We start from the raw sequence: 13619 nt of genomic DNA on the forward strand, positions 1-13619 counted from the left end.
CTTCCGTGAAATCGGTTTACTTGTTGTAGCCGTTTTCGCCGTGTTCGGCAAAATCGAGACCTTCGATGATAGCATCATCACTTGCACGCAAGCCTGTTGTGGCTTTTGCAATGTAGCAAATGATCAACGTTACCACGCCGGAGAATACAGCTGTTGCAAGCACACCAACGGTTTGCACGTAGAATTGTGAGCCCATTGTTGCTTCACCAAGACCAACACCGCCGAATGCTGCGGCAGCAAAAACTGCAGCGAGAAGCGTGCCGACTGCGCCGCCGATACCGTGAACGGCCAACACATCGAGAGAATCATCAATTTTGATTTTGCGTTTAACAAGATCAACAGCAAGGTAACAAATGATACCGCCAGCAAGACCGAGAGCGATACCGCCCGCAGGACCAACATAACCGGAGGCCGGTGTGATGGTTGCAAGACCAGCAATTGTACCTGTTACGATACCAACAAGGCTTGGCTTACCAAAGCGAACCCATTCAATGACCATCCATACGAGTGAACCGACAGCTGCTGAAAGGTGTGTTACCAACATTGCCATGCCAGCATCTGCACCAGCAGAAAGGGCACTACCAGCATTAAAGCCGAACCAGCCAACCCATAGCATCGCCGCACCAACCATCACCATCCAAGGTGCATGAGGCGGTTTTACGTTTTCTGGGAAACCAGCGCGTGGACCAACTTGCCATGCAATCACAAGAGCAGAAACACCAGCTGTTACGTGAACAACAATGCCGCCTGCAAAATCAAGGACGCCCATTTCAGCCAACCAGCCGCCGCCCCATACCCAGTGGGTAACAGGTGCGTAGATTGCTAGGATCCATAGACCAGAAATCAAAAGGACTGCTGAGAATTTAATACGCTCAACATAAGCACCTACCATCAAGGCAGGTGTGATGATTGCAAACGTCATCTGGAACATGACGAACAAGGTCTCAGGGATGGTGCCGCTTTCTGAGGAGCGCGTGACGCCGCTCAAGAATGCCTTTGAAAGGCCGCCGACCCATGCCGAACCTTCGCTAAATGCCATGCTGTAACCAGCAATCACCCAAAGCACAGAGGCAAGGCAGGCAATTGCCATACAATGCATCAGTACAGACAAAATATTTTTAGATTGTACCAAGCCTGCGTAAAAAAGCGCCAAGCCTGGCAACGTCATGAATAAGACAAGCGCTGTCGCTGTCAAAATCCAAGCTGTATCCCCACTATCGATCATAAAAACCATCCTTCTTTCATTACTGAAGGAGGTTAAAGACTAGAATTAAGGCAGGCTCAACAGGGCTGCACAATAAAAATGCACTATTGCAAACGCATTGTGCAATTGCATAAAATTTGTGCAGGCTTAATGGCCTTTACGCTAATAAGTTAGGCAATGCCTTTAGATTGGGCGCCCTTTTTTAATCAATTGATCAATCAATTTGCGTCCAATGATTCCGCGGCTATCGCCGCCGCCATAGAGCAATTGGCCGGATGAATAAGCTGTGCCATAGGTTGCAGCTAAATTCACCGTTGAGCCAATAGCCTCAATGAACTGGGCGGGGTGTAGTGTTGAAAGCGGGTGAACGTAAGCTGCCCATAAGACGCCACGACCAATGGCATAACGCGCATCAAGGGCAGCATCGAGATTGGCTTGAGAGATGCGTATCAATTCTTCCTTGGTCAAGTTTTCAGCACTGCGAACCCTCACCATAATACGCATCCGGTTTGCCTGCGCAGCCGTTACGATGAGCACTTCGAAATCATTGACCACCATTAAGAAGGTGCCGGGCCGAGGTTCCTGCGCCTTTTCATCCAAACGTTTGACGATGTCGCGCAGATGGGGGACGGTCATTGAACCTTCACGAACCTGCTTGCGCGTATTTGGTTGGGGTGCTTTTTGCTCACCTGCTTGAGGTGCGGCTTCTTCAGTTGCGGGCTTGCCGTCTTTCGCTGTTAAGCCATAAGCCGACGTTGTCGCCATTGCACCAACGGCCAACATGCCAAGCACTACCGCGCTGATTGATGTGGAACGAGCGCTCTTTATACGATCTAAAATGCTTGCCATGTGTCTCCGCCTTCTCTTTGTCTCCTCATCACATTAGCCCTGTCGAGGTCATTCAACCAATCACATCATCGAGAAAATGGGTTTAGTCCCCTCGCAATTTCCACCTCGTTGAACAATCTGACATTTTCATTGGCTTTTTACAGTGAGGCTATAAGGTATTTATATCAAATGGGATTGGCAGGAGGGGTGCATGGATCTTGAAAAATTTGATCCGAAGAAATTGGGGATGGATTTTGTTTCCGACCCTTATCCAGTCTATCGAGCAATAAGGGAGAGCGATCCGGTCAAGTTATGCCCTGATGGGTCTTACTTTCTCTCAAAGCACCAAGACTTGAGCGATGTTTATAAAGACACCAAGAAATTCTCGTCAGACAAGAAGGTCGAGTTCAAACCGAAATTCGGCGACAGCCCGCTTTATGAGCACCACACCACCAGCTTGATTTTCAATGACCCGCCCTTACATACCTTTGTGCGTAAAATCATCGTCGGCGCCCTCACCCCGCGCGCGATTGCGAATATGGAAGGGGCGCTGGTTGAATTGGTCGACGACCTCTTGGACAAAATGGCAGACAAAGGCGAAGTAGACCTGATCGACGACTTTGCGGCTGCCATTCCTATTGAAGTCATCGGCAACCTGCTTGATGTCCCTCGCGAAGACCGAGCACCGTTGCGCGATTGGTCGCTCGCCATCTTGGGCGGGTTGGAGCCAACTGTATCACCGGAAGCCGCAGAATGGGGCAACCGTTCAGTCACCGAGTTCTGCGCATATTTGAGAGAATTGATTGCCGCACGCAGAGCGAAATTAGGCGATCCGGCAACGGATGTTTTAACCCGGCTTATCCTTGGGCAGAACGGCGAGACGCTGAATGAGCAAGAGCTTTTGCACAATTGCATCTTCATCCTCAACGCAGGCCACGAGACAACCACAAACCTAATTGGCAATGCGCTCGAATTGTTTCGTCATTGGCCTGAGGAAAAAGAGCGGCTGATCAACGACCCTTCCCTCACCCCATCAGCCGTTGAAGAAGTGCTGCGGTTTGAAAGCTCGAACCAGCTCGGCAATCGGCGTGTGGTTGAACCTGTCACCATTGGCGGCGTTGATATGCCAGTTGGCACATTGCTGACCCTATGTATTGGAGCGGCGAACCGCGACCCTGATCAGTTTTACGATCCTGAACGCCTTGACGTTGGCCGAACACCGAACCGGCATTTGTCCTTTGCCTCTGGTCCACATGTGTGTGCGGGTATTTCGCTGGCACGGCTTGAAGGCAAGATCGCGATTGAACGGTTCTTAGCAAGGTTCCCTAATTATCAAGTGCATGATCATTACAAGCGCTCACCACGGGTCCGCTTTCGTGGGTTCTTGGAATTGCCTGCGACAGTGGCTTAAATTTACGCTACGCTTCAACCGCCTCACCGACCAACCTTGCAACATCTTCAATCTGTTCAAACAGCGGATTGCTTTTGCGCCATACCATCCCAATTGTTCGGCTCGGTTTGGGGGCGGTAAATCGACAGACGTGAACGGGCGTTGCGCGGGTTTCAACAGGCACTGCCATTTCTGGGATAAGCGTTACGCCAATACCAGCACTCACCATCTGCACCAAAGTGGAGAGCGAGCTGCCATCCATACCTGCCCGCAGTTCTTTTGATGTTACGTTGCAAAACGAGAGTGCTTGGTCGCGAAAACAATGGCCTTCTTCTAGCAGCAATAATCGCATCTTCTTAAGCGTCTCGCTGTTGGGCACGGGAAGGTCCGCATCGCATTCAGGGCGGATCAAAACGAAATCCTCGTCAAACAGTGCTTTTTCAGCAAGGGACGGTTCTGAGATTGGCAGTGCAAGAAGTGCGGCATCAATCAGCCCTTCTTTCAATTCCTCGATGAGCGTATCCGTCTGTGTTTCACGAATGTGAAGATCAATGCCCGCGTGCGCGTCATTCAATGTGCCAATAATGCGCGGCAATAAATAAGGGGCGATGGTTGGAATGACACCCAACCGAAATTTGCTAATGACACCGTCCTGCATGGATTGCGCTAGATCACTAATCTCATCAACAGAACGCAAAACCTCGCGAACGCGGACGGCAAACTCTTCACCAAAGCCAGTTAGACGGACCTGCCTTGCTGCCCGTTCAAACAACGGCGAACCAAGGACGTCTTCCAACTCTTTTATTTGCATAGACAATGCAGGTTGGGAAATAGCCGACGCATCCGCTGCACGGCCAAAGTGGCCAAACCGAGCGACGGCCTCAAAATATCGGAACTGTTTCAGCGTCATATTCTTCATAAGAAAAACTTATATCAACAATCAGAAAATACAAATTCAACTTATGAATAAATATTGTTATGTCAATAAGGTGATTGAGGCTCTTATCAACTGAAAAGAGACCCCCTATATCCTATGGATAGCACAAACAAATTCGCGCGAATGCGCACATAACCCCTAATATTCTGGAGTTGGAGCCAAAATGAACGACATGACAACCGACGGCAAAGGTAAGTGCCCAGTAATGCACGCGGCAGCTGGGACCACAGCGAATCAGCGCTGGTGGCCTGAAATGCTAAACCTCAAAGTCCTCAACCAAAACGCACCAGGCGTGCGCCCTGTTGATGCTGATTTTGATTATGCAGCGGCTTTCAAAAGTCTTGACCTCAAAGCACTGAAACAAGACTTGGCAACAATGATGACAGAAAGCCAAGACTGGTGGCCTGCTGACTTTGGTACTTACGCAGGCCTGATGGTTCGCATGGCATGGCACAGTGCTGGTACATACCGCACCTATGATGGTCGTGGTGGCGCGAGCACAGGCACACAGCGTTTTGCTCCTTTGAATTCTTGGCCTGATAACGGCAACCTTGATAAAGCACGCCGTCTTCTTTGGCCGATCAAACAAAAATACGGCAACAAAATCTCATGGGCTGACCTCATGATCCTTGCTGGTAACGTTGCTATGGAAACATGCGGCTTTAAAACGTTCGGTTTTGCTGGCGGTCGTGAAGACATTTGGGAACCAGAAGAAGATATCTACTGGGGTTCAGAAACTGAATGGCTTGCGCCAACAGACAACCCAAACAGCCGCTACTCTGGTGAGCGCGATCTTGCTACACCGCTTGCAGCAGTTCAAATGGGTTTGATCTACGTGAACCCAGAAGGCCCAGACGGCAATCCTGACCCAATCAAATCAGCTTTCGACATTCGTGACACATTCTCACGTATGGCAATGGATGACTATGAAACGGTTGCTCTTGTTGCTGGTGGTCACACATTCGGTAAAGGCCACGGCGCTGGCCCAGAAGACGCAGTTGGCGTTGAGCCTGAAGGCGCACCAATGGAAAATGGTGGCTTTGGTTGGCTTAACTCACATGGTTCAGGCAAGGGTGACGACACAACAACAGCCGGATTTGAAGGCGCTTGGACACCAACACCGAACCAGTGGAACATGGAATATTTCGAAGTTCTTCTCGGCTACGATTGGGAACAAGTCACAAGTGCAGCGGGTCACGTTCAGTGGCAACCTGTCGCTGGCCAAGGTGCACCAGAATCACCAAAGGCGCACGATGCATCGAAAACCCAGCCATTGATGATGACAACAGCTGATATGGCGCTGAAGATTTTCCCTGATTACGCGAAAATTTCGCAGCACTTCCTTGATAACCCAGATGAGTTTGCTGATGCCTATGCTCGCGCATGGTTCAAACTTACTCACCGCGATATGGGCCCAATCAATCTTTACCTCGGCGATGAAGTGCCAAGTGAAGAATTGATCTGGCAAGATCCAGTACCTGCCCATGAAGGTGCAATGATCAATGACGCTGATGTTGCAGCACTTAAAGAGAAAATTCTCGGCAGTGGCCTCAGTGTTGGTCAGTTGGTGAACACGGCTTGGGCATCTGCCTCAACATTCCGTGGTTCAGACAAACGCGGCGGTGCTAATGGTGCGCGCATTCGTTTGGCACCACAAAAAGATTGGGACATCAATACGTCATCCAATGTGGGTGATGTGATTGCAGCCCTTGAAGGTATTCAAGCTGAGTTCAATGCATCTGGCACAAAAGTATCTTTGGCAGATTTGATCGTTCTTGCAGGTAATGCAGCGATTGAAAAAGCTTCAGGTAGCTCTGTTCCATTTACAGCGGGCCGTACTGACACAACACAAGAGCAAACCGACGTCGATAGCTTTAGTGTACTTGAGCCAAAGGTTGATGGTTTCCGTAACTACAACAAAACCAAAGACCCACGCTCAACTGAATCCTTGTTGGTTGATAGAGCTGCCCTCCTCGGTCTTTCTGGACCAGAAATGACAGCGCTTGTTGGCGGTCTTCGTGTACTTGGTGCCAATGCGGGCGGTTCTACTGCTGGTGTTTTGACAGATAATGTCGGCACACTCTCAAACGACTTCTTTGTGAACATCTTGGACATGGCGACAACTTGGTCATCAACAGATGCAAGTGAGGAAACGTTTGAAGGAAAAGACCGCGCTTCTGGTGCCGTTAAATTCACAGGCACACGTGCTGACCTTGTCTTTACATCCAACTCGCAGCTTCGGGCAATCGCAGAAACCTATGCTCAGTCTGATGCGAATGAGATGTTCACCACGAACTTCATCGTTGCTTGGAACAAAGTAATGAATGCAGATCGCTTTGATCTTGCTTAAGTCTGCCCCCCAGTCTTAAGGAAGATAACTCAAAGCAAGAATGGCACTCTGGTCAAAACCGGAGTGCCATTTTTTTTGCATCAAATAATGATGTGGGGGAATAATGACCCGAGGAAATGACCCAGGAACAAAAAAGCGGTGTGTCACGCGCATGACACACCGCCTCATTTATCGACGATTGATTTTGGGGAAAACCAATTTAGCCGCCGAATTTATATTCCAGATTGAATGAGAAGACCGCATTAGTTGGGCTTTCACTCAGATTAAATAGAACTGCCGCACGTGGTTCGATCACGTGACCATTGGAAAGTTCATGGCTAAAATAGACCGCTGGTCCAGCGAAGTGTTCATCGTCTCCACCGCTACCAAACGCGCCTTCAAACTCACCAAAGTTTTCGACACCAATGCCAACACTGTCATTAATTGGAAGGATCAATTGTGAAGCATAGGCAATGCCCGGATCACCTTCACTGAAAGGCGCTTCAACCAAGAGGTTACCAACCCATTCTAATTTCCCAATTTCGGCTTCCCAAACAGGACCGAATTCAATGCCACCTTCTGAGATGCCACCATCAGTTGGGATTTCAAGTGCGGTATAAAAACCAAGTGTAAATGGTGCATGATGATCATCATCATCCTCTACACCTTTCTCTTTGTCATGGTCGTGCTTCTTTTCATCATCATGACCACCACCGAAAAATGGCAAGATAATTAAGTTTTCTAACTCAATTGCTTCCACTTCGGCGCTTCCACCGCGAGGGTTTGCGACTTCGAACGCTGCCGTAAATTTCCAGTAATCTGTAATCCCGTAACCAATAGCAAACTCATGAACGGAACGCTCATCACCATCTTCTACGTTGTTGAGCCCGATACCGTTCAAGAACTCGAGCTCTATTTCGCCTTTAGTCACATCAGGGTGGATAACCTCAAAGATGCCTGCTTGCGCGTGGGCTAAGTTGATTGATGCTGTGGTGAGCATTAAGGCTGCCAATGGAGCAGCCAGGATAGTTTTTTTACTGAACATATTTCTTGCCTCGTCAGACCTTGTAACTTTATAACATTTGTTATGTTATTACGTTTTAAGGCTGAGACAGTCAAGAGAGCAGATTGTTGATAAAGCTCAATTTCGAACAAAAAAATGCCTCGATAAAAATCGAGGCATTTTTGCAACTATTGTAATGTGCGAAAGGTGCTTATTTCATCGTTGGAATAACGAATTCGGCACCCTCTTTCACGCCAGAAGGCCAACGGCTCGTTACCGTTTTTGTCCGTGTGTAGAAGCGGAATGAATCTGGACCGTGCTGGTTCAAATCACCAAAACCTGAGGCTTTCCAACCGCCGAATGTATAATAAGCAAGCGGCACAGGAATTGGCACGTTGATGCCGACCATGCCGATATTGATACGGTTGGCGAAATCACGCGCGGCATCACCATCGCGGGTGAAGATTGCAACGCCGTTGCCATATTCGTGGTCCATCGCAAGGCTGAGAGCTTCTTCGTAGCTTTGGGCCCGTACGGTTGAAAGCACTGGACCGAAGATTTCTTGCTTATAGATGTCCATGTCTTTGGTGACATTATCAAACAGCGAGGCACCAACGAAGAAACCGTCTTCATAGCCCTGCATTTTGAAACCACGACCATCAACAGCAAGCTTTGCACCTGCATCGACACCACTTTGAACGAGACCTTCAACACGCGTCTTCGCGTCGCCTGTTACAAGCGGGCCGAAGTCAACATCGTCACCGGCTGTATAAGGGCCAACTTTGAGCGCTTCAATTTTTGGGATCATCGCGTCAATAAAGCGGTCGGCTGTATCTTCACCAACAGGCACGGCAACTGAGATCGCCATACAACGTTCACCAGCAGCACCGTAACCAGCACCAACCATTGCATCAGACACCATATCCATATCCGCATCTGGCATAATGATGGCGTGGTTTTTCGCGCCGCCAAAACACTGGACGCGCTTACCATTGGCGCAACCGCGAGAATAGATATATTGCGCAATTGGTGTTGAACCAACAAAGCCAATCGCCATGATCTCTTCATGGTCAAGGATTGCATCAACGCTTTCTTTGTCACCATTCACCACTTGCAAAATGCCGTCTGGAAGGCCAGCCTCTGTCATCAATGCTGCCAACATCATTGGAACAGACGGGTCGCGCTCTGATGGTTTCAAGATGAAGGCATTACCGCAAACGATTGCAGGACAGAATTTCCACATTGGGATCATCGCAGGGAAGTTGAAAGGCGTGATGCCTGCAACAACACCAAGCGCTTGGCGCATGGAATACATGTCGATGCCCGGACCTGCGCCGTCTGTGTATTCACCTTTGAGGTGATGCGGTGCGCCGATGCAGAATTCAGCCACTTCAAGACCACGGATTACGTCGCCTTTTGCATCTGGAATTGTTTTACCATGCTCGCGTGAAAGTGCTTCAGCAAGCTTGTCCATGTCGCGGTGAAGAAGATCAACGAACCGCATCAAAACGCGCGCACGGCGTTGTGGGTTTGTTGCAGCCCATGCTGGTTGTGCTTCTTTGGCTTTAGCAACAGCTTCCGCCATTTCTTCATTCGTGGCGAGGGCAACTTGTGCTTCAACTTCACCCGTTGCTGGGTTGAAGATATCCGCCTTGCGTCCGCTACCAGCGACTTCTTGGCCGTTTATAAAGTGTCCGATTTGTTTCATTTTATTCTCCAAGACCACTCAGGGCCAATTGCATTCAGTTTAATTTAAGTTAGCCGTCACGTTGCATGTTTGCCAAAGCAAGCAACATTGCCGAAAAGTCTTTGCCTTGCCCACCATTCGCGACAAACTGGTCGTAAATTTCTGTGGCACGTGCACCCATAGGCGTTGCAGCATCTACAAGCTCTGCAGCTTGTTGTGAAAGCTTCAAATCTTTCAACATCAACTCGGCTGCAAAACCCGGTTGATAATCATTATCTGATGGTGATGTAGGACCAACGCCCGGTGCTGGGCAATAGGTATTGATGGACCAGCAAGAACCTGAAGAGGTTGAGACTACATCAAACATCGCTTCACGCGAGAGGCCTAGTTTGTCTGCCATGTTAAAGGCTTCGCAAACACCAATCATGGAAATACCAAGCACCATGTTGTTGCAAATCTTCGCCATTTGGCCCGCACCACCCTCACCACAATGAACGATCTTGCCGCCCATCACATCTAGGATTGATTGAGCCGCGGCGATCGAAGCGTCAGAACCACCAGCCATAAAAGTAAGCGTGCCAGCGGCAGCACCACCGACCCCACCTGAAACAGGTGCATCAACACTAAGCAGACCAGCAGCACTTGCAGCATCGTGCGCTTTCTTCGCGCTATCAACATCCACGGTAGAACAATCAATCAGCAACGCGCCCGCTTTTGCAGCTGACACAATGTCTTTGTAGACAGCTTGCAAGATCACCCCGTTTGGCAGCATGGTCACAACCACGTCTTGCCCCTCAGTTGCAGCAACCGCGCTATCAGCCAGTGTCACGCCTTCGATTGCAACGTTCGTCACATCAAAGCCGGTTACCGTATGGCCAGCAGCCGCAAGGTTCGCGGCCATAGGCGCGCCCATATTTCCAAGGCCAATAAAACCAATATTTGCCATTATTCCTCCCAATGCTTCTTATGCAGAAGCTAGCATTTTTTCAATTATCTCGTTTGGAACATCCTCAAATGTTCCATACTTCCATTTCGGGTTTCTGTCTTTATCAACAATGGCAGCTCGCACCCCTTCTAGGAAATTTCCGTATTCCATAGCAAGCGAGGTAAAGCCATATTCTCCGGCAAGGGCAGCTTCAACAGAGTTGTTGACGCGGGCACGGCGAACCAATTGCAAGGTGCATTCAAGCGCAAGCGGATCATTGCGTTTCATTGCTTTAAGAGCGGCAATGGCCCAATCATCGGTTGATGCCTCCAACGCCTCGATTATTTCAGCTGTGTCACGGCGGGTGAACACCAAATCAATCGCTTCCAATACAGAAGATAGCGTGTCGGCCTCTGGTTCCGTTTCAAAGGTTTCCACAAAACTCAAATCACCTGTATCGCAAATTGCTTCGATGAGACCGTCCTTAGCAGAATCTGGAATATGGGCATCTGCAAACCCTGCCAAGATCGCATCCGCCGCATTCATGCGGTATCCGGTCATGCCGAGGAACTCACCAAGATAGCCCCCCGCATTTGCAAGCAAGTGGGTACTGCCAACATCTGGCACCAAACCGATACCACATTCAGGCATTGCAATTTTAGCAGATGACATCACCACACGATGAGAGCCATGGCCAGAAACACCAACGCCGCCGCCCATGACGAAGCCATGGATCAAGGCTAGATAAGGTTTAGGATAATGGGCAATCATCGCGTTAAGACGGTATTCTTCGGTGAAGAATTTTTGCGAGAATGAATAATCGCCTTTAATGCCAGCTTGGTACATTTCATCAATGTCACCACCTGCACAAAACGCCTTCTCACCTACCCCATCAATGATGACACAACGAATGGACGCATCATCACGCCATGCAATCAGCGCCTTCTCAATCTCTGTCACCATCTCGTAACTAAGGGCATTAAGCGCCTCAGGACGGTTCAACGTGATGCGACCGGCAAGGCCTTCTTTTCTAATCAAAACGTCATTGGTCATTAATTTTGGTGCTCTGCTAGAACGGATCTTGAAATAATCATACGCATGATCTGGTTTGTGCCTTCTAATATCTGATGGACGCGTAAATCACGAACGATTTTTTCGATACCATAATCCGTCAAATAGCCATAGCCGCCATGTAGCTGAAGCGCGTCATTGGCAACATCAAAACAGGCGTCTGTCACTTTCAATTTTGCCATCGCACAGAATTTGGTGGCGTCAGGCGTTTTATTATCAAGTTTCCATGCCGCTTGACGTAAGAAGGTACGCGCTGATTGGAGTTCTGTTTCCATTTCAGCCAGCTTGAATTGCAATGCTTGGAAACCAGTGAGCGATTTCCCGAAAGCTTTGCGGTCGCCCATATAAGCCACAGTCTTATCAAACGCAGATTGTGCCGCACCAAGGGCGCAAGCTGCAATATTCAAACGGCCACCATCGAGGCCCGCCATCGCATATTTAAAGCCATCGCCTTCCTGCCCCATCAGGTTTTCGAGCGGCACCTTGCAATCATCAAATTGAACTTGCGACGTTGGTTGATTGCGCCAGCCCATTTTGTTTTCAACAGCCCCGAAGCTTAGCCCCTCTTCCCCATTTTCAATCAGAACAGCAGAAATACCCTTGGCGCCATCTTCACCCGTTCGCACCATTGAGAGATAGAGGTCAGAAAACCCACCACCAGAGATGAAAGCCTTAGTGCCGTTCAACACGTAGCCATCGTTCATTTTCTTAGCAGATGTTCGCAGCGCCGCGGCATCTGAACCGGAACCCGGTTCGGTCAAGCAGTAAGAGCAAATTTTCTTGGCCGTCACCATATCTGGCAACCACGCAGCACGAAGCTCATCACTGCCAAACGTATCAATCATCCATGCACACATATTATGGATGGATAAAAACGCAGCCGTTGAGGCGCAGCCGTAAGACAGGCCTTCAAAAATGAGCGTTGCATCAAGGCGCGAAAGATCGCTGCCATATTCTTCGCCGACATAAATTGATGCCATGCCGAGTTCTGCAAGTTCCTCGAGTACATCGCGTGGCATATGCTCGCGTTGTTCCCAATCTAAGGCGTTGGGCGCGATCTTCTCATTGGCATAGCTGCGCGCCATATCAAAAATTGCTGTTTGCTCTTCTGAAAGTGAAAAGTCCATTTGCGCCGTTCCTAGTTTATTAGTGAGCGGCAATTTACGGCCAAACTGCCGCAAATTCTACAAGAAATACAAACACAACGGTTTTGCGTTGCTGCAAACTGAAATATGAGTACTATGCATTTCTGCATAACTTAGCTTTGCTCTGGAGAAGCCCAATGAAGTGGGATCATGTACGTGTGTTTTTGGCTGTTGCTCGCCACAATAGATTGTCGCAGGCAGGTAAGCATTTGGGGCTTGATACGTCTACCGTTGGGCGCCATATCGACCAGCTTGAAAAAGACCTCGCAACGCGCCTCTTCAACCGTAGCCCGCAAGGGTATGCCTTAACGCCTGAAGGGTCACGACTGGTGTCTTATGCAGAAGCGATGGAAAATACAGCCATCCACATTGCAGACCAAGTGGGTGACCAGAGTGACAGCATCACGGGCGCTGTGCGTATTGGCGCATCTGAAGATGTTGCAAACTACGTGATGGCCCCGATTGCCACTGATTTTTGCGAACAAAACCCGAAGCTTCAATTGCAGCTCGTCTCACTGCCTAGAATTTTCAGCCTATCAAAGCGTGAAGCCGATATTGCTGTCACTGTTTCACCGCCTGAATCGGGTCGATTGAAAGTACAAAAAATCGCGGATTACGATTTGTATTTGTATACCACCGACCTTGCCACCGAGCGCTTTGGTGAAATTCACGACATTGGTTGCTTGAAGAATGTGCGAGGCATTGGATACATCCCTGACCTCATTCACGACAACGCGCTGAATTACATTCCGCTTATCAGCCCCAATGTCACACCGCACTTAACAAGCTCCAGCATTCTGCTCCAAACTCAATGGGCACGCATGGGTGCGGGTGTTGTCATTTTGCCGTCGTTCATTGCCAAAGCGCACCCTGAGCTGAAGCCAATTTTGACCGATAAAGTCCACTTCCAACGCGCATTTTATATGCTGCAACACCAAGACATGGCGGGCATTGCGCGAGTGAAGAAGGCGGTTGAGTTTTTCGTGGAGCGCATGAGAAGCCAACTAAAGGCAGTATAAATAAAAACTACCATCACCAAGCAACAGGAGAAGTCCGATGAAAGCCGTTTATGACACTGCACAAGCCGAGCATGACCCGCA

Annotated in this window: 11 protein-coding genes; 3 read left to right on the forward strand and 8 right to left on the reverse strand. The window is 49.2% G+C overall.

Translation table 11 applies throughout. The features are described 5' to 3' along the window. Positions 1–16 precede the first annotated feature (16 nt). Both ABJO30_07695 and ABJO30_07700 read right to left on the reverse strand, forming a co-directional pair. On the reverse strand, positions 17–1225 hold the full coding sequence (locus ABJO30_07695; protein MEP3232696.1) for an ammonium transporter: 1209 nt from the start codon (positions 1223–1225) through the stop codon (positions 17–19). 162 nt (positions 1226–1387) lie between these two features. Further along, positions 1388–2053, reverse strand: a complete 666-nt coding sequence (locus ABJO30_07700; protein MEP3232697.1) for a hypothetical protein — start codon at positions 2051–2053, stop codon at positions 1388–1390. Positions 2054–2243: 190 nt separating this feature from the next. Here ABJO30_07700 and ABJO30_07705 point away from each other — a divergent pair, with 190 nt between their 5' ends. Further along, positions 2244–3443, forward strand: coding sequence for a cytochrome P450 (locus ABJO30_07705; protein ID MEP3232698.1), 1200 nt, complete (start codon positions 2244–2246; stop codon positions 3441–3443). A gap of 7 nt (positions 3444–3450) precedes the next feature. Here the strand turns inward: ABJO30_07705 and ABJO30_07710 are convergent, their stop codons facing one another. Next, positions 3451–4341, reverse strand: coding sequence for a LysR substrate-binding domain-containing protein (locus ABJO30_07710; protein ID MEP3232699.1), 891 nt, complete (start codon positions 4339–4341; stop codon positions 3451–3453). A 181-nt stretch (positions 4342–4522) separates the two neighbouring features. Between ABJO30_07710 and katG the strand changes: the two genes are divergently transcribed. Continuing rightward, a complete protein-coding gene (gene katG, locus ABJO30_07715) occupies positions 4523–6709 on the forward strand; it encodes a catalase/peroxidase HPI (GenBank protein ID MEP3232700.1) in 2187 nt (728 codons plus the stop codon). A 199-nt stretch (positions 6710–6908) separates the two neighbouring features. On the opposite strand, the gene ABJO30_07720 is transcribed toward katG, so the two are convergent. The 5 genes from ABJO30_07720 to ABJO30_07740 form a co-directional block, all read right to left on the reverse strand. Next, positions 6909–7688: a hypothetical protein gene (locus ABJO30_07720; GenBank protein MEP3232701.1), complete on the reverse strand. Its 780-nt coding sequence runs from the start codon at positions 7686–7688 to the stop codon at positions 6909–6911. Between the two features lie 214 nt (positions 7689–7902). Continuing rightward, on the reverse strand, positions 7903–9399 hold the full coding sequence (locus tag ABJO30_07725) for a CoA-acylating methylmalonate-semialdehyde dehydrogenase (GenBank protein ID MEP3232702.1): 1497 nt from the start codon (positions 9397–9399) through the stop codon (positions 7903–7905). A gap of 49 nt (positions 9400–9448) precedes the next feature. Beyond that, the gene (mmsB, locus tag ABJO30_07730) at positions 9449–10324 is read right to left on the reverse strand and encodes a 3-hydroxyisobutyrate dehydrogenase (protein MEP3232703.1); all 876 of its coding nucleotides are present in this window, start codon (positions 10322–10324) and stop codon (positions 9449–9451) included. An 18-nt stretch (positions 10325–10342) separates the two neighbouring features. Continuing rightward, a complete protein-coding gene (locus ABJO30_07735) occupies positions 10343–11356 on the reverse strand; it encodes an enoyl-CoA hydratase/isomerase family protein (protein MEP3232704.1) in 1014 nt (337 codons plus the stop codon). Next, positions 11356–12501 carry an acyl-CoA dehydrogenase family protein gene (locus ABJO30_07740; GenBank protein ID MEP3232705.1) on the reverse strand — a complete coding sequence of 382 codons (1146 nt, stop codon included), beginning with the start codon at positions 12499–12501 and terminating at the stop codon, positions 11356–11358. The genes ABJO30_07735 and ABJO30_07740 overlap by 1 nt, the downstream gene beginning before the upstream one ends. A gap of 155 nt (positions 12502–12656) precedes the next feature. Here ABJO30_07740 and ABJO30_07745 point away from each other — a divergent pair, with 155 nt between their 5' ends. Further along, positions 12657–13538, forward strand: a complete 882-nt coding sequence (locus ABJO30_07745; protein MEP3232706.1) for a LysR family transcriptional regulator — start codon at positions 12657–12659, stop codon at positions 13536–13538. The last annotated feature ends 81 nt before the right edge of the window (positions 13539–13619 follow it).

It is taken from the genome of Hyphomicrobiales bacterium, from assembly GCA_039973685.1.
Classification (GTDB): Bacteria; Pseudomonadota; Alphaproteobacteria; order Rhizobiales; family JACESI01; genus JACESI01.